The 17,165-nt window shown below is 63.0% G+C and carries 15 protein-coding genes; 9 read left to right on the forward strand and 6 right to left on the reverse strand.

Translation table 11 applies throughout. The features are described 5' to 3' along the window. Positions 1 to 218: 218 nt before the first annotated feature. The gene (gene ybbP, locus ACJ8HA_RS12200) at positions 219 to 2,651 is read right to left on the reverse strand and encodes a putative ABC transporter permease subunit YbbP (protein ID WP_442515353.1); all 2,433 of its coding nucleotides are present in this window, start codon (positions 2,649 to 2,651) and stop codon (positions 219 to 221) included. Continuing rightward, a complete protein-coding gene (gene ybbA, locus ACJ8HA_RS12205; protein WP_164063568.1) occupies positions 2,648 to 3,334 on the reverse strand; it encodes a putative ABC transporter ATP-binding protein YbbA in 687 nt (228 codons plus the stop codon). The genes ybbP and ybbA overlap by 4 nt, the downstream gene beginning before the upstream one ends. Between ybbA and tesA the strand changes: the two genes are divergently transcribed. The 3 genes from tesA to ACJ8HA_RS12220 all read left to right on the forward strand — a co-directional run bounded on the left by tesA (position 3,305) and on the right by ACJ8HA_RS12220 (position 5,678). After that, entirely contained in the window at positions 3,305 to 3,943 is a 639-nt protein-coding gene (tesA, locus tag ACJ8HA_RS12210; protein ID WP_161781779.1) for a multifunctional acyl-CoA thioesterase I/protease I/lysophospholipase L1, read from the forward strand. The genes ybbA and tesA overlap by 30 nt on opposite strands. 26 nt (positions 3,944 to 3,969) lie before the next feature. Continuing rightward, positions 3,970 to 4,746, forward strand: coding sequence for an SDR family oxidoreductase (locus ACJ8HA_RS12215; RefSeq protein ID WP_004940195.1), 777 nt, complete (start codon positions 3,970 to 3,972; stop codon positions 4,744 to 4,746). Between the two features lie 77 nt (positions 4,747 to 4,823). Beyond that, positions 4,824 to 5,678, forward strand: a complete 855-nt coding sequence (locus ACJ8HA_RS12220) for a co-chaperone YbbN (RefSeq protein WP_025301810.1) — start codon at positions 4,824 to 4,826, stop codon at positions 5,676 to 5,678. 112 nt (positions 5,679 to 5,790) lie between these two features. On the opposite strand, the gene cfa is transcribed toward ACJ8HA_RS12220, so the two are convergent. Next, positions 5,791 to 6,942, reverse strand: coding sequence for a cyclopropane fatty acyl phospholipid synthase (gene cfa, locus ACJ8HA_RS12225; RefSeq protein ID WP_025301809.1), 1,152 nt, complete (start codon positions 6,940 to 6,942; stop codon positions 5,791 to 5,793). Positions 6,943 to 7,262: 320 nt separating this feature from the next. Between cfa and ACJ8HA_RS12230 the strand changes: the two genes are divergently transcribed. Continuing rightward, positions 7,263 to 8,168, forward strand: a complete 906-nt coding sequence (locus ACJ8HA_RS12230; RefSeq protein WP_004940203.1) for an SPFH domain-containing protein — start codon at positions 7,263 to 7,265, stop codon at positions 8,166 to 8,168. Positions 8,169 to 8,170: 2 nt separating this feature from the next. Then, the gene (locus tag ACJ8HA_RS12235; RefSeq protein WP_025301808.1) at positions 8,171 to 8,632 is read left to right on the forward strand and encodes an NfeD family protein; all 462 of its coding nucleotides are present in this window, start codon (positions 8,171 to 8,173) and stop codon (positions 8,630 to 8,632) included. Here the strand turns inward: ACJ8HA_RS12235 and cueR are convergent. Further along, positions 8,629 to 9,030 carry a Cu(I)-responsive transcriptional regulator gene (gene cueR, locus ACJ8HA_RS12240; RefSeq protein WP_025301807.1) on the reverse strand — a complete coding sequence of 134 codons (402 nt, stop codon included), beginning with the start codon at positions 9,028 to 9,030 and terminating at the stop codon, positions 8,629 to 8,631. The genes ACJ8HA_RS12235 and cueR overlap by 4 nt on opposite strands. Before the next feature lie 107 nt (positions 9,031 to 9,137). Here cueR and copA point away from each other — a divergent pair, with 107 nt between their 5' ends. From copA to ybaK, 3 genes are all read left to right on the forward strand, one after another. Then, positions 9,138 to 11,849: a copper-exporting P-type ATPase CopA gene (copA, locus tag ACJ8HA_RS12245; RefSeq protein WP_127146257.1), complete on the forward strand. Its 2,712-nt coding sequence runs from the start codon at positions 9,138 to 9,140 to the stop codon at positions 11,847 to 11,849. Between the two features lie 133 nt (positions 11,850 to 11,982). Continuing rightward, positions 11,983 to 12,789 carry a TraB/GumN family protein gene (locus ACJ8HA_RS12250; RefSeq protein ID WP_025301805.1) on the forward strand — a complete coding sequence of 269 codons (807 nt, stop codon included), beginning with the start codon at positions 11,983 to 11,985 and terminating at the stop codon, positions 12,787 to 12,789. 228 nt (positions 12,790 to 13,017) lie between these two features. Then, entirely contained in the window at positions 13,018 to 13,497 is a 480-nt protein-coding gene (ybaK, locus tag ACJ8HA_RS12255) for a Cys-tRNA(Pro)/Cys-tRNA(Cys) deacylase YbaK (protein WP_004940240.1), read from the forward strand. A gap of 10 nt (positions 13,498 to 13,507) precedes the next feature. On the opposite strand, the gene dacB is transcribed toward ybaK, so the two are convergent. Together dacB and ACJ8HA_RS12265 are read right to left on the reverse strand one after the other, a co-directional pair. Beyond that, the gene (gene dacB, locus ACJ8HA_RS12260) at positions 13,508 to 14,974 is read right to left on the reverse strand and encodes a D-alanyl-D-alanine carboxypeptidase/D-alanyl-D-alanine endopeptidase (protein ID WP_060447634.1); all 1,467 of its coding nucleotides are present in this window, start codon (positions 14,972 to 14,974) and stop codon (positions 13,508 to 13,510) included. Positions 14,975 to 15,066: 92 nt separating this feature from the next. Beyond that, a complete protein-coding gene (locus ACJ8HA_RS12265; RefSeq protein WP_193402540.1) occupies positions 15,067 to 16,224 on the reverse strand; it encodes a multidrug effflux MFS transporter in 1,158 nt (385 codons plus the stop codon). Between the two features lie 100 nt (positions 16,225 to 16,324). Between ACJ8HA_RS12265 and ACJ8HA_RS12270 the strand changes: the two genes are divergently transcribed. Further along, on the forward strand, positions 16,325 to 17,092 hold the full coding sequence (locus ACJ8HA_RS12270) for an AraC family transcriptional regulator (protein WP_043135689.1): 768 nt from the start codon (positions 16,325 to 16,327) through the stop codon (positions 17,090 to 17,092). Positions 17,093 to 17,165: the final 73 nt, after the last annotated feature.

A 17,165-nucleotide genomic window follows, 5' to 3' on the forward strand; every position in this document is an offset into this window, starting at 1 on the left:
CCTATAAATTAATGCATAACCCTATAAATTAATGCATAAAATAGGCGAAACCGACCTGATATCCGTTGCACCGATTATCAAAGGTAGCCGTATTGACACAACATAAATGTAATCGATCTCACTCAAGGTAGGCATGAAGAGGAATAGCACCAGTAACGCGCCCAAGAAAAACGGCAGGCCCGGCCACGCTTGGCGGCAACGGACCTGCGACAGCAAGATCAGCCCTCATAACTGCGGAACAGCGCCCGGCCGCGCAGCAGGCGCACGCCCAGCCAGCCGCCGCACAGCGACAGCAGCAGCGCGCTGGCCAGCGGCAGCGCCCACCACAGCACCGGCGTCGGCGTCCACGGGAAGTCAAACACCCGGCTCTGCAGCAGCCACAGCGCCGCCTCGGCGCCTACCGCCGCCGCGATGCCCGCCACCAGCCCCAGCAGGGCGAACTCGCACCACAGCGTGCGGCGCAGCAGCCGTTTGCCGGCCCCCAGCGTGCGGTACACCACCAGCTCCTGGCGGCGCTGACGCATGCCGACCTGCACCTGTGCCAGCAGCAGTAGGCCGCCGCACAGCACCACCAGAACCACCATCACCTCCAGCGCGCGGCTGACCTGTTGCAGCACGCCGCCGACCTGTTTCAGGATCGCGCCGATGTCCAGCAGGCTGAGCGTTGGGAACTGGCGGTTGAGCTGGGTCAGCATCTGGCCGTCGCCGTCGTAGCGGAAGCTGGTGAGCCAGGTCTGCGGCTGGCCGTCCAGCGCGCCCGGCGGGAAGATAAAGTAAAAGTTCGGCTTCAGGCTTTCCCAATCCACCTGGCGCAGGCTGGTGACTTTGGCGCTGAACGCCTGGGTATCGCCGCTGAAGGTCAGCGTGTCGCCCAGCGTGATCTTCAGCCGCCCGGCGATACCTTCATCCATCGAGACTTCGCCGCTTTTCGGCGGCCAATTGCCCGCCACCAACGGATTGTGATCCGGCAGTTCGGCCAGCCAGGTCAGGTTCAGCTCACGGTTCACCGCCTCGCCGCCCGGATCGTCTTCATGCACCCGTTCGGTCGCCACCTGCTGGTTTATCTCGGTCAGGCGCACCCGGACGATCGGGTAATAGGTTTCCGGTTTGATCTGGTGCTGCTGCAGGAAGGTTTTCACCTGCGGCACCTGCGCCTCGGTCATGTTGAGCAGGAAATAGTTCGGGCTGTCCGGCGGCAGCTGTTGCTGCCAGCGTTCGAGCAGATCGCCGCGCAGCACCAACAGCAGCGCCAGCAGCATGAACGACAGCGAGAACGCCGCCAGCTGGCTGATGGTCACCCACGGCTGATGCAGCAGGCGGTTGACCGCCAGCCGCAACGCCAGGCTCTTGAGCGTGATGCGGCGCAGCAGCAGCAGGCTGCCCCAGCCGATGCCGCCCAGCAGCAGCGCCAGTACCGCCATACCCGCCAGGATCGCCCACAGCAGCGTGCTGGCCCCCATCAGCGTCACCAACAGCGCCACCACGATCGCCACCGTCACCGGCAGGAAGTAGCGCAGCGGCCAGACGTTGGCCACCACATCGCGGCGCAGCACCCGCAGCGGCTGGGTAGCCAGCAGTTGGCGATACGGCCGCAACCCGACCAGCAGCGAAATCAGCACCAGCGCGCCGAGCGCCCACAGCCACGGCCAGGCGCCGGCGGCGGGCAATGCAGCCGGCAACACCGGTTTCAGCAGGCGAATCAGCAGCGCTTCGAACGCCAGCCCGATCGCCCCGCCGCACACCGCCGCCAGCGCCATCACCGCCAGCCACTGGCCGACGATCAATTTACGCAGCGCGCCGCGCCCGGCACCAAGAGTTTTCAGCACCGCAATCAGATCGTAGCGGCTGCGGCAATAGTGGCTCATCGCCACCGCCACGGCAGCGATCGACAACAGCAGCGTCAGCAGAGCCGACAGCAGCAGGAACTGTTGGGAGCGCTGCAGCGACTTGCCGAGCGCGCTGCCGGACTCCTGTAGCCCGAACCAACGCTGATCCGGCGTCAACTGCGGCGTCAACCGCGCTTCGTAACGCTGAATATCCGGCTCGGCGCCGGCGAACATGTAGCGGTAGGTCAGCCGGCTGCCCGGCTGCACCGCGCCGGTCTTATCGACGTCCGCCAGGTTGATCATGATGCGCGGCGCGGTCTGGAACGGATTGAAACCGGCGTCCGGCTCCTGAATGATTTCACCGGCGATGCGCAGCGTGGTGTCGCCCACCTCGAGCGAATCCCCCACTGTCACGTTCAGCAGCGCCAGCAAACGCGGCGCCACCAGCACGCTGCCCGGTTCGGGCTGGATGTTGGCCGGGCGAGTTTCCAGCTTGCCGTACAGCGGATAGGCCAGATCGGTGGCTTTCACGTCCGCCAGCTGCGGCCGATCGCCGGCATAGGTCATGGTGGTGAACGACAGCTGACGACTCACCTTCAGCCCCTGTTGCTGCGCGTCCAGCAGCCAGCCTTCCGGCACCGGATGCGCGCTGCGCAACACCCGATCGCCGGCGATAAAGTCACGGCTCTGCTGGCTGAGCCCTTTGTCCATGCGATCGCTGATGCTGCCCAGCGCCAGCACGCAGGCCACGGAGAGCGTCAACGCCAACCAAACGATCAGCAGCGACGGCGAGCGCCATTCGCGCCAGAACCAGCGCCAGATCATGCTTCCTCCCACAGCTTGCCTTCACGCAGCCGCAGCCGCCGCTGGCAGCGCGCCGCCAGGGTTTCGTCATGGGTCACCAGGATCAGGGTAGTGTCAAAATCGCGGTTGAGGGAAAACAGCAGGTCGGCGATGCGATCGCCGGTCTGACGATCGAGGTTGCCGGTCGGTTCATCGGCGAACAGCACCCGCGGTCGGCCGCTGAAGGCGCGCGCCAGCGCCACGCGCTGCTGCTCGCCGCCGGACAGCTGCGCCGGCAGGTGATCGAGCCGTTTCCCCAGCCCCAACTGATCGAGCAGTTGCACCGCCTGCTCGCGGCTCTGTCTGTCGCTCTCGCCGCGCAACAGCGCCGGCAGCTGCACGTTCTCCAGCGCGTCCAGCGTCGGCACCAGCATGAACGACTGAAACACGAAGCCGACATTCCTGGCGCGCAGCGCGGCGCGCCCCTCTTCGTCCAGCGCGGTCAGCGACTCGCCGAGCAAGCGCACCTCGCCTTCGCTGCCGTCATCCAGCCCGGCCAAAATGCCCAGCAAGGTCGATTTCCCCGATCCGGATTCGCCGATCAGAGCGATCGTCTGCGCGGGTTTGACAAGCAGCTCGACTCCGGTAAGGATGGTGAGCTGATGCTCACCCTGACCAACGTGTTTACTAAGATGATGAACTTCAAGAACGTTTTCCGCTGGCATCTTCCCTTCCTTTTGCTGTTGGGATTATTCAGTTTACGCGCTGCCGCCGCCGATACCTTGTTGATTTTGGGCGACAGTTTAAGCGCCGGCTACCGCCTGCCGATCGAGCGGGCGTGGCCGACGCTGTTGGCCGAACAGTGGCAGAAAAAATCGGGCGCGCCGCAGCTGGTCAACGCCAGCATCAGCGGCGACACCGCCGCACAGGGGCTGGCGCGTCTGCCCGCGCTGCTGAAACACCATCAGCCGCGCTGGGTGCTGATCGAGCTGGGCGCCAACGACGGCCTGCGCGGCTTCCCGGCGCAGGACGTACAGCGCGATCTCGGCCAAATCATCACGTTGGTGCAGCAAGCCGGCGCGCAGCCGCTGCTGATGCAGATCCGCATCCCGCCGAACTACGGCCGCCGCTATACTGAAGCGTTCGGCGCCGTCTACCCGGCGCTGGCCAAACAGTTCAACATTCCGCTGCTGCCGTTCTATATGGAACAGGTGGTGGTGAAGCCGGAATGGATGCAGGATGACGGATTGCACCCCAATGGGGATGCCCAGCCGTTTATCGCCACCTGGATGGCGGAGCGCCTGGAGCCTCTAGTAAAACATGAGTCTCACTAAATTAGGGTCGTACACTAGGTAAAGTTATGCAAAAAGCGGTATTGATAACCGGCTGTTCCAGCGGGATTGGCTTGATTGCGGCGCAGGATCTGCGCAACCGCGGCTACCGGGTGCTGGCTGCCTGCCGCAAACCGCAGGACGTGGAAAACATGCGCCAGCTCGGGCTGGAAGGCATCGAGCTGGATCTGGACGACAGCGCCAGCGTCGAGCGCGCCGCCGCCGAGGTGATCGCGCTGACCGACGGCCGCCTGTACGGCCTGTTCAATAACGGCGGTTTCGGCGTTTACGGCCCGCTCAGCCGCATTTCGCGCAGCCAGCTGGAGCGGCAGTTCGCCACCAACCTGTTCGGCACCCACCAACTGACCCAACTGTTGTTGCCCGCGATGTTGCCGCACGGCGAAGGGCGCATTATTCAGACCAGTTCGGTGATGGGCCTGGTTTCCAGCGCCGGGCGCGGCGCCTACGCCGCCAGCAAGTTCGCGCTGGAAGCCTGGTCGGACGCGCTGCGCATGGAGCTGCACGGCAGCGGCATTCAGGTCAGCCTGATCGAACCGGGGCCGATCTCCACCCACTTTAGCCAGAACGTCAACCAGGCGCAGAGCGACAAGCCAGTGCACAATCCCGGCATCGCCAAGCGTCTGACGCTGCCGCCGGAGGCCATTCTGCCCAAATTGCGCCACGCGCTGGAAAGCCCGCGCGCCAAATTGCGCTACCCGGTGACCCTGCTGGCGCACGCCATGAGCGTGCTGCGCCGCATTTTGCCGGGCCGCTGTCTGGATTGGCTGCTGCGCAGCAACGCTTAATTCGCCCGCCGGGGTTGAAGAATGGCGGCGCGCCCCCATCTACACCCCATGGCTCCGCACGATCAGAGAGAAAAAAGATGCTAGCTCAAGCTGTTGTTGATATTAACGAAACTAACCTGCACCAGACGCTGGAACAGTCGATGTCCATTCCGGTGCTGTTCTACTTCTGGTCCGAGCGCAGCCAACACTGCCTGCAGCTCACGCCGGTGCTGGACAAGCTGGCGGCGGAATACGCCGGTCAGTTCATTCTGGCCAAGGTGGACTGCGACGCCGAACAGATGATCGCCTCCCAATTCGGGCTGCGTTCGATTCCGACGGTCTACCTGTTTAAAGACGGTCAGCCGGTCGATGGCTTCCAGGGCCCGCAGCCGGAAGAAGCGATCCGCGACTTGCTGCAGCGTTTCCTGCCGAAGGAAGAAGATCTGAAACTGGCGCAGGCGCAAGAATTGCTGGCCGCCGGCAACGCCGCCGAAGCGCTGCCGCTGCTGAAAGACGCCTGGCAGAGCAGCCAGCAGCGCAGCGACATCGGTCTGACGTTGGCCGAAACCCAGATCGCCCTCAGCCGCAGCGAAGATGCCGAAGCTGTGCTGGCGACCATCCCGCTGCAGGATCGCGATACCCGCTATCAGGGCCTGGTGGCGCAGATTGAACTGTTGAAGCAGGCGGCGGACACGCCGGAAATCCAGCAGCTGCAACAACAGGTGCAGCAGCAGCCGGACAACGTCGAACTGGCGGTGCAGCTGGCGCTGCAGCTGCATCAGGTCGGGCGTAACGAAGAAGCGCTGGAACTGCTGATGGGGCATCTGAAGAAAGATCTGGCCGCCGCCAACGGCAGCGCGCGCAAAACCCTGATGGACATTCTGGCCGCGCTCGGCACCGGCGACGCGCTGGCCGCTAAATATCGCCGCCAGCTGTACTCCCTGCTGTACTGATATCCGTCATACTTGAAGCTGCATCCAGGCGGCAAATGTGAAAAGCCCTGGGAGCTTAGATAACTAAGTGACCAGGGCTCGAACGTGCAGCCAGCTTGAAATATGACGGGGATTAGCGATAGACCCGCACCCCGCCCTCCACGCCCGCCGGGCTGAACAACACCTGCCACAGCTGAATGTTGCGCGAACGGAACGCGCCGGCGCAGGCGTTCAGGTAATAGGTGAACATGCGTTCGAAGCGCTCGGAATAACCGCCCATCAGATCCGGCCACGCCCGTTTGAAATTCTCCAGCCAGGCCATCAGCGTGCGATCGTAATCGGCGCCAAAGTTGTGCCAATCCTCCATCACGAAACGCCCTTCGCTGGCCTCGGCGATATGCCGCACCGAAGGCAGGCAGCCGTTGGGGAAGATGTATTTGTCTATCCAGGCGTCGACGTTGAGATCGGTTTGATTGGAACCGATAGTGTGCAACAGGAACAGACCGTCGGGCTTCAGGTTGCGCGCCGCGACGCTGAAGTAGGTCTCGTAGTTTTTCGGCCCGACGTGCTCGAACATGCCGACCGACACGATGCGATCAAACTGACGATCCAGATCGCGGTAATCCTGCAGCAAGATCTCGACGTCCAGCCCGGCGCAGCGTGCCTGCGCCAGCTTCTGCTGCTCGGCCGAAATGGTCACGCCGTGCACCGAGACGCCGTAGTTTTGCGCCGCAAACTGCGCCAATCCGCCCCAGCCGCAACCGATATCCAGCAGCGTCATGCCCGGTTTCAACTGCAGTTTTTCGCAGATCATCCTGAGCTTGGCCTGCTGCGCCTGCTCCAGCGTCTGCGCCTCTTTCCAGTAGCCGCAGGAGTATTGCATATAAGGATCGAGCATCGCCCGGAACAGGTCGTTGCCGATGTCGTAGTGCTCTTTGCCCACCTGCCAGGCACGCTTGCGCGATTGGCGATTGAACAGCCGGGCATAGGCGATGCGCGCGATGTCGCTCAGGCTTTTCGGCAACCGTTCATCGACGCCGGCCTGCAGAATGCGGGTGAACAGCATGTCCAGCCGTTCGCACTCCCACCAGCCGTCCATATAGCTTTCGCCGAAGCCGAGCGAGCCTTCCTGCAAAATGCGTTTGAACAGCGCCGGGTTATGCACCCGGATATCCCAGGCGCGCGGGCCGTTGATGGCGACGCCGGCTTCCGCCAACATCTCCTCCACAATGCGATACCAACGATCCTTCTTCTGGGCGAGTTCATCAACACTGAGCGAATCCATAACAATCCTTGGCCGAAATGTCATTTCAAAAAGCATAGTCGCAAATAAAAATGACAACTTTTTGACGGTAAATACAGGGGGTGTTTTTACTCTAGCCAAGGCGAGCAACAGCATGAAATGAATAAAAATTATTGAAATCATGCCATTTAGGCATACTTATTTTTCAGCTGTGCCACACTTGTCGTGACAACACTCTGTTCCAGACGCGGGATCCACCGCTCGCGGGTTGCGTCAGCGCCCTGGATTAAGTCGCGGTATCAGTAGGCATTTTTCCGGCGCTGACGTAATATCTGTTTACATATGTCTGACAGGAGGTTTGCATGCTTACTTTTATTCCCATCGTGATCGTCGTCGCGCTGATTGTGGTGTTCGCCGGCGTCAAAATTGTGCCGCAGGGGTTCCAATGGACGGTAGAACGCTTCGGCCGCTACACCAAAACGCTGATGCCGGGACTGAACCTGGTGGTGCCGTTCATGGACCGCATCGGCCGCAAAATCAACATGATGGAGCAGGTGCTGGATATCCCTTCCCAAGAGGTGATTTCCCGCGATAACGCCAACGTCGCCATCGACGCGGTGTGCTTCATCCAGGTGGTCGATCCGGCGCGCGCCGCCTACGAGGTCAGCAACCTCGAACAGGCGATCGTCAACCTGACCATGACCAACTTCCGCACCGTGCTCGGCTCAATGGAGCTCGACGAAATGCTGTCGCAGCGCGACAGCATCAACAGCCGCCTGCTGCACATCGTCGATGAAGCGACCAACCCTTGGGGGGTGAAAATCACCCGTATCGAGATCCGCGACGTGCGGCCGCCGGCGGAACTGATCGCCTCGATGAACGCCCAGATGAAGGCCGAGCGCACCAAGCGCGCCGACATTCTGGAGGCAGAGGGGGTGCGTCAGGCGGCCATTCTGCGCGCCGAAGGGGAGAAACAATCGCAGATCCTGAAGGCCGAGGGCGAACGCCAGTCGGCGTTCCTGCAGGCGGAAGCGCGTGAACGCGCCGCCGAGGCCGAGGCGCGCGCCACCCAGCTGGTATCCGACGCCATCGCCAGCGGCAACATTCAGGCGGTGAACTACTTCGTGGCGCAGAAATACACCGACGCGCTGCAAAAGATCGGTTCCTCCAACAACAGCAAAGTGGTGATGATGCCGCTGGACGCCAGCAGCCTGCTCGGCTCGATCGGCGGCATTACCGAACTGCTGAAAGAAAGCAAAGGCAAATAATCATGCTCGAACTGATCGCGGCGAATCCGCTGTGGTTCTGGCTCTCTCTCGGGGGCGTGTTGCTGGCGGCGGAAATGCTCGGCGCCGGCGGCTACCTGCTGTGGAGCGGTGTGGCGGCGCTGTTGGTCGGCGCCCTGATCTGGCTACTGCCGCCGCTTTCCTGGGCATGGCAAGGCATGATCTTCGCCGTCCTGACCGTCGTCGTCGCTTACCTGTGGTGGTACTGGCTGCGTCGGCGCCCGGCAGCCGCATCCGGCGGGTCGCCGGTGCTCAACCAGCGCAACCGCCAGCTGATCGGCACCCGCGCCACGCTGACGGAGCCGATGCACAACGGTATGGGGCGCATTAATATCGGCGACAGCAGCTGGCGCGCGCAGGCGGCGGAAGATCTGCCCGCCGGCACCGAGGTGGAAGTGGTGGCGGTGGAAGGGGTCACGCTGGTGATCCGCGCCATCAGCCGTTAATTCGAACGACAACACCCCGCCAGGTTATTGATGATGGGGCACTCCGCCCCCTCATCGCCCGGGCATTGTTCCGCCAGCGTCAGCAGGCGCTGGCGCATGTTCCCCAGCTCGCTGATGTGCTTTTCGATCTCCGCCACCTTCTGCAGCGTGCGCGCCTTCACGTCGGCGCTGTGGCGGGCCGGATCGTTGAACAACGCCACCAGTTCGCGGCACTCGTCCAGGTTGAAGCCCACCTGCCGCGCCTGACGCAGCAGCGTCAGCTCTTCGACATGCTTGGCGGAATAGTGGCGGTAACCGTTGTCGCTGCGGATCGGGGCGGTAATCAGCGCTTTCTCTTCGTAAAAACGAATCGTCTTGCTGGTTAACCCGGTTTTTTTCGCGACGTCGCTAATATTCATTTTCCCTCCTTGACCTTACCCTTGCTGGAAGGTTTAAGCTCCATTCTTAGTGAAAACAGGTCAGGCGGTCAACCTTTAAACACCGCCTCTACGCAAGGAGTTCAATCATGTCACACACCACTATGCTGGCATTGCAGGGGCTGTCCTGCATGAACTGCGCGCAGCGGGTGAAAAAAGCCCTGGAAAGCCGCAGCGATGTCGAACAGGCGGAGGTTAACGTTCATTACGCCAAAGTGACCGGCGAAGCGCCGGACAGCGCATTGATCGACAGCGTGATCGCCGCCGGCTATCAGGCCGAAGTCGCGCCGCGCGCCGACACCGAACTGCAGCTGAGCGGTCTGAGCTGCATGCACTGCGTCGGCAGCACCCGCAAGGCGCTGGAAGCGGTGCCGGGGGTGTTCGCCGCCGAGGTCGAGATCGACAGCGCGAAAGTGTACGGCGATGCCGATCCGCAGGCGCTGATCGCCGCGGTGGAACATGCCGGTTATCACGCCAGCGTGGCGGGTGCCGTCGTCCCAAAAACTGAGCCGTTGACTGACGCAACACCTTCGTTGCCGGACGTTCAGCCAGCGGCGCAGCCTCCCCTTCCGGCAACCGACAACGCGGACGACAGCGTACAGCTGCTGCTCAGCGGCATGACCTGCGCCAGCTGTGTCAATAAAGTGCAGCATGCGCTGCAAAGCGTCCCCGGCGTTGAACACGCGCGCGTCAACCTGGCGGAGCGCAGTGCGCTGGTCACCGGCGCCGCCGATGCGCAGGCACTGGTAGCGGCGGTGGAAAAAGCCGGCTACGGTGCCGAGATGATTCAGGACGAGACCGAACGTCGCGAACGCCAACAGCAGACCGCACGCGCCAACATGAAGCGCTTTAGCTGGCAGGCGGCGCTGGGGCTGGCGTTGGGTATCCCGCTGATGGCCTGGGGGCTGTTCGGCGGCAGCATGACGCTGACGCCGGAAACCCAGCGCCCCTGGCTGCTGGTCGGCGTCATCACCCTGGCGGTGATGGTGTTTGCCGGCGGGCACTTCTACCGCAACGCCTGGCGCGCGCTGATGAACGGCAGCGCCACCATGGATACCCTGGTGGCACTCGGCACCGGCGCCGCCTGGCTTTACTCGATCGCCGTCAACATTTGGCCCGATTTCTTCCCGATGGAAGCGCGCCACCTCTATTACGAGGCCAGCGCGATGATCATCGGTTTGATCAACCTCGGCCATGCGCTGGAGCAGCGCGCTCGTCAGCGTTCTTCACAGGCGCTGGAGCGGTTACTGGATCTGACACCGCCCACCGCGCGGCTGGTGACCGACGACGACGAACGCGATATCCCGCTGGCGGAGGTGCAGCTCGGCATGACGCTGCGGCTGACCACCGGCGATCGCGTGCCGGTCGACGGTGAAATCGTGCAGGGCGAAGTCTGGCTCGATGAAGCGATGCTGACCGGCGAAGCGGTGCCACAGCAGAAAGGCCCCGGCGATACGGTGCATGCCGGGACGGTGGTCGACGACGGCAGCGTGCTGTTCCGCGCCGCCGCCATCGGTAGCCAAACCACGCTGGCGCGCATCATCAAACTGGTGCGTCAGGCGCAGAGCAGTAAACCGGCGATTGGCCAGTTGGCTGACCGCGTCTCGGCGGTGTTCGTGCCGGCGGTGGTGGCGATCGCCCTGTTCAGCGCAGCGATGTGGTACTTCTTCGGCCCGCAGCCGCAGCTGGTCTATACGCTGGTGATCGCCACTACGGTGCTGATCATTGCCTGCCCGTGCGCATTGGGCCTGGCAACGCCGATGTCGATCATCTCCGGCGTCGGCCGCGCGGCGGAGTTCGGCGTGCTGGTTCGCGACGCCGACGCCCTGCAACAGGCCAGCCAGTTGGACACCCTGGTGTTCGACAAAACCGGCACCCTGACCGAAGGGAAACCGCAGGTGGTGGAGATCCTGACCTTCAATCAGGTCAGCGAGCAGCAGGCGATCGGCTGGGCCGCCGCGCTGGAACAAGGCTCCAACCACCCGCTGGCGCGCGCCATCATGGAACGCGCCGCCGGGCAAACGCTGCCGCAGGTGGCGCAGTTCCGCACCCTGCGCGGCGCCGGGGTCAGCGGGGAGATCGACGGCGCGCAGTTGCTGCTGGGTAACGCCGCGCTGCTGGAACAGCATCAGGTCGCGACCGCCGAACTGGATGCGCCGATGCGCGCCCAGGCCGAACGCGGCGTGACGCCGGTGCTGCTGGCCGTTGACGGTAAACCGGCCGCGCTGTTCGCCATTCGCGATCCGCTGCGCGAGGACAGCATCGCGGCGCTGCAGCGCCTGCACCAGCAGGGATATCAGCTGGTGATGCTGACCGGCGACAACCCGGTGACCGCCAACGCCATCGCCAAAGAAGCCGGTATCGATCGGGTGATTGCCGGCGTGCTGCCGGACGGCAAAGCAGCGGCGATCAAACAGCTGCAGGCGCAGGGCCAACGCGTGGCGATGGTCGGCGACGGCATCAACGACGCCCCGGCGCTGGCGCAGGCCGACGTGGGCATCGCGATGGGCGGCGGCAGCGACATCGCCATCGAGACCGCTGCCATCACCCTGATGCGCCACAGCCTGAATGGCGTAGCGGATGCAGTGGAGCTGTCGAAGGCCACGCTGCGCAACATGAAGCAGAACCTGTTCGGCGCCTTTATCTATAATACGCTGGGCATTCCAATCGCCGCCGGCGTGCTCTACCCGCTGACCGGCACACTGCTCAGCCCGGTGGTGGCGGGTGCCGCAATGGCGCTGTCGTCGATTACCGTAGTCAGCAACGCCAACCGGCTGCTGCGTTTTAAACCCAGGAAGTAAGCTCCGGGGCGCCGTCAAGGCGCCCCGCTGTTTTCCGGGCTTCCCTGCGCGGCAGATAGCGTTTAGCATGAATGACGATTTTCCCTCGCCTTGCACGCGAAAACGCGCACCCGTTATTCAGGAGCCACGCCGTATGGGTCAACTGTTACGCCGCCTCGCCGCCTTTCTCGGCCTGATCTCGCCCAAAAGTTACGCTTATCCGGCGCTGGACATCACCCTGCCGGGCGAACGTCGGCTGCATCTGGTGGGCAGCATCCATATGGGCACCGTCGATATGTCGCCGCTGCCGCCCCGGCTGGCCGCCCGGCTGCAACAGGCCGACGCGCTGATCGTCGAAGCCGATATCACCGGCGCCGCCTCCCCTTTCGACCACGCCGAACAGCAGCCGGAGCTGGAACAGCGCCTGTCCGCCGAAGAGTATCAACAGCTGCTGGCGCTGTGCCACGAACTGGGCGCCGATCCGCACGCCTTCGCCACCCTGCCCGGCTGGCAGGTGGCGCTGATGATGCAGGCGCGGCAGGCTCAGCGTCTGGGGCTGCGCGCAGAGTACGGCGTAGATTATCAGCTGCTGCAGGCCGCCCGGGCGCAGGACAAACCGGTGATCGAACTTGAAGGGGCGCAGCAGCAGTTGGCAATGCTGGAACAGCTGCCGGAAGGCGGCATCGCACTGCTGCGCGATACGCTGGAACACTGGCATACCAACGCGCGGCTGCTGCAAACCATGGTGAGCTGGTGGCTGGACGCCAAACCGCGCGGCACGCTGGACACGCTGCCGGCCACCTTCAGCGCTGGGCTGTACGACGTGCTGATGCATCAGCGCAATCGCGACTGGCGGCGTCAGCTGGAGGCGCTGCCGGCCGGGGACTATGTGGTGGCGGTTGGCGCATTGCACCTGTATGGCGAGGATAACCTGCCGGCGATGCTGCAGCCACAGGGGTAAAAAAGTGGCCAATATCACTATTGGCCAGTCAAAGAGGAATTTCTTGTATTCTAGTTATACGCATAGCAACCGTGTTAACGGTTACAGTAAACAGGGTAGCAACCCGGTGAATATCTTGGCAACCCGCTTTATGTAACAGCCGCTCAGGTTGCCGTGCAGGTTGGATTTTTGTATTTTTAAGACTGGTTATCACCCCTTCCCCGCTGGGGACATTTTGGACAACACATCATGACGCCCGCAGTCGTTCTGCTTGAAAAACAAAAGGTCGCCTTCACCCTCCATCCTTATCACCACGACAGCGACGAAACTAATTTCGGCGACGAGGCGGTGAGAAAGCTGGGGCTGGATGCCGATCGGGTTTACAAAACCTTGCTGGTGGCGCTGAACGGCGACGCCAAACACCTGGCGGTGGCGGTCACGCCGGTCGCCACCCAGCTGGATCTGAAAAAGGTTGCCCGCGCCCTCGGCGCCAAAAAGGCCGAGATGGCCGATCCGCAGCTGGCGCAGCGCGTCACCGGGTATCTGGTGGGCGGCATCAGCCCGCTGGGGCAAAAAAAACGGCTGCCGACGGTGATCGACAGCCCGGCACAAGCGTTCGCCACCATCTACGTCTCCGGCGGTAAACGCGGGCTGGACATCGAGTTGGCCGCCGCCGATCTGTGCCGCCTGCTGGCCGGCAGCTTCGCCGACATCGCCAAACGCGACTGACGCCGCGTACTCAGCGGCACACCACCGTGGCATCACAGGCTGCCAGCGTTTCCACCAGGCGGTCCTCCAGCGCCTTCACCTCCGCGCCGGGCACCAGATAGTTGTTGCTGATAATGGCGAACGCCAGCGGCCGTCCGGTCGCCGAATCGACATAGCCGCTGAGCGACGAGACCCCGGTCATGGAGCCGCTCTTGGCGTGGGCGCGGCCCGCCGCCGCGCTTTTTACCATACGGTGCTGCAGCGTGCCGCCCACCAGCAACCCCGGCTGGCCCGCGACGGGCAAAGCGCGATACCAGTCGGCGAACCACGGCTGTTTTCTGGCCGCCAACAGCAGCGTCGTCAGCTGTTGCGGCGTGATCTGGTTCATGCGCGACAGCCCTGAACCGTCCACCTGACGGTACGCGCCGGCCGCGATGCCCTGGCTTTGCACAAACTGGCCGATCGCCTGCAGGCCGGCGGCCCAATCCCCCTTACCCTGCGTTTTGCGGCCCATCGCTTTGGTCAGTACCTCACCGTAACCGTTATTGGACACTTTCAGGAAGGTGACGATCAGGCGGGAGAGCGGCGGCGAGTTTTTTTGCGCCAGCAGCTGTGCGCCGGCTGGCGTCACACCCTCTTCAGCATTACCGCGCAGGGTAATGCCGTGCGCGCGCAGGGCATTTTGCAGTAAGGCACCAACCACGCGGGTGGGTTGATCGACAGTGATCAATCGCGAACGAGCCTCCGCCTGCGCGGCAATGGTGCCGCTGACCACAACCCGGTTACTGCCCGGTTGGCGCTCGAACGCCAGTGCGGTGTCGCCGCCGGTGCTGGTACGGTTGACCAGCGTCACCGCGTCATTGGCGGGATAGAAGCTCACCCGCCCCGGCGCACCGGCGCGGGCGCCCGGTTGCACATCCACCCGCACCACGTTGATATCGCCGCCGGGGGTAAAGGCGTAGTTTAGCGCCGAGATCGGTGCAGCGAAGGCAAAGGGTTCATCGTCCCAGCTCCAGCCGGCGCCGAATGGCGTTTGATCGAACGCGCTGGCGTCCAGGATCAGCCGCCCATGAATCTGGCGAACGCCGCGCTGCGCCAGCGTGGCGGCGAAGGTGTCGAGATCGTCAGGATGCAACGTCGGATCGCCGCTGCCCTGCAGATAGAGATCCCCCTGCAAGGTGTTGCCGCGCTGTTCACCGGTGGTCAGCAGCCGGGTTTCAAACCGGTAATCCGCCCCCAGCACGCCGAACGCCGCCAGAGAAGTGAACATCTTCATGTTGGAAGCCGGCGCCAAACGCTGCTCCGCGTGCGCCTGATACAGCACGGTGCCGCTCTCGGCATCGCGCACCATCACGCCGCTCGACGCCCCAACCAGCGCCTTGTCCTGGCCGAGGGCCGCCAGCGCCTGGCTAAGCGTTTGCTCATGACCTTGGCCGGATGACGAACACCCCGCCAGCGCCAGGATGGCGGGCAGCAGCCAGCCTGCGGTTTTCAACATGTCATCTTCCTGTTTGCGTTATCAAAACCAAATTGTCGCTCAGGCTATCATTGGAAGGCAGCGGTGGCGAGAATGTCCGCCCCGTTTATCATTCAGCTACGCGCAGGCAACGCCAAACGACGCTCGTTGTGCGCCACCCGCCACGCCAACAGCAGCACGCAGAGGCTGCAGAGCGACAGCACGGCACCCAAGTGCAGCGACAGCCCCGCCAGCACCAGGCCACCGCCGAGCATCAGGTAATACATCAGGCCAAGGATGGCGCCGGCGGTGCCCATGCAGTCTTTATAATGGCGCAGCGCGCGCGCCAGAATATTGGGAATGGCGATGCCGTACGCCATCACCACCAGCATCATCGGCAGAACAAACCACAAGGTCCCTTCCAGCAGCAATACCAGCAGGCCGCCGGTCAGCGACAGCGCGCAGGCCAGCATCAACAGTGCGGGGAACAGCCAGCGTTTGCCGATCAAAAACTTGTTGATCGCCGCGCCGATACCCACTCCGACCGCCAATACCAAACCGGTATAACCGAACCACTGCGCCGGCAATCCCAACGCTGAGAAGTGGAATGGCGCCAGTTGGTAATAGCTGAACATGCAAATATTGAACAACGCCACCAACAGCGCACTGAGCCAAATATCCCCGTCCTTGATCATCCGCCCCAGCGTGCCGAAAAATGAACTCTTCACCACCTGTTGCGGACGCGTCTCCGGCAGTTGCCAACCGGCATAGCCCAACAACAGCGCCGCCAACAGCGCCAAACCGCCGAACACCCCCTGATAGCCCCAATAGTAAGTCAGCACTGCGCCGCTCAACACGCCAACCGCCGGACTGATCGCCATGGCGATCCCCATCACCGAGAACACCCGCGCCAACTCATAACCGTCGAAGCGATCGCGAATCGCCGTTTGCGTCCCGACCGAACCGACCGCCGCACCAAAGGCGGCCAGCACCCGCGCCGCCAGCAGCATGCTGAAGCTGCCGCTGAACAGCGCAACGAGAGAAGCCAGCAGATAGAGCGTCAGCCCGGCCAAAATGGTGGGACGGCGTCCGATGACGTCGCACATCCGCCCCCATACCACCACGCCGAGCGCAAAAGCGAAAAAGTAACAAGAGAGCGTTTGCGCCGCCATCTCCGCACTGACCCGGAAACCGTGCGCAATGTGCGTCAATGCCGGGCTGTAGATGGTCTCCACCACCTGGGGAAACATCATCATCGACGTCGCCAACGTCAGCGTCAGTTTACGTTGCATAACAGATCCTGTAGCCAAGAATAGGCTGCACAAGGTAGCATCAGCTCCCCGGTGCCGATTACAATATAAAAGACAATAAATTTACAAAATCGGACATACTATGGCGTGGCTTCAGGCGCAGGACAGTTTTAATCCGGATACGCTCGACAACGGGGTACTCGGGATCGCCGCCGAACTGGCGCAGCACGACTCGGGCACGCATTGGCATGACAGGGGGCAGTTGCTGTTCTGTCAGCAAGGCAGCATGCGCATCACGCTCAACCAAAGCATCTGTATGCTGCCGCCGGGCAGAGTCGCCTGGATCCCGCCGCAGGTGGCTCACCGCGTTCAGGTCAACGGCGTCGTCGGTTACCGTTCGCTTTATCTCGACGCCGATCGCTATGCCTGTCTGCCTGCGCAGCTTGCCGTACTGACAGCCTCGCCGCTGCTGCGCGAGGTGTTGGAACGCATCGCGTTCGCCGCTTTCGACACCGACTGGCAGCACGGGCCTCACGCCAATATTCTGGCGGTCTGCCTCGACGAGATCGCCGCCGCACCGCGCGAACTGACGTTGCTGCAGCTGCCCAGCGACCGGCGCCTGCGCCATCTGGCCAATCTGGACATGCTTCCGCCGCTGCACGAGCTATCGCGCTATAGCGGCGCTTCCGAGAAAACCATCAGCCGGATTTTCCGCCGTGAAACCGGTCTCAGTTATCAACAGTGGCGTCAGCAATGGCGCCTGATCAAAGCGATAGAGATGTTGGCCGCAGGGCTGAGCCAATCCGAGGTCGCCGGCCAGCTGGCGTTTTCCAGCGACAGCGCCTTCGCCACTTTTTTCAAGAATATGATGGGTTGCCCAGCGAGGGCGTATATGGAGAGACGAAAGTAAGACGCCGTCTAAAACGGCAACGCCGACAGAAGGCGTTGATGGAGAGGAGGCTCGCGAAGGCGGGCACGGCGCC

Origin of the sequence: Serratia sp. CY33802, assembly GCF_052169095.1 — a bacterium.
In the GTDB taxonomy this organism is placed as follows: Bacteria; Pseudomonadota; Gammaproteobacteria; order Enterobacterales; family Enterobacteriaceae; genus Serratia; species Serratia bockelmannii.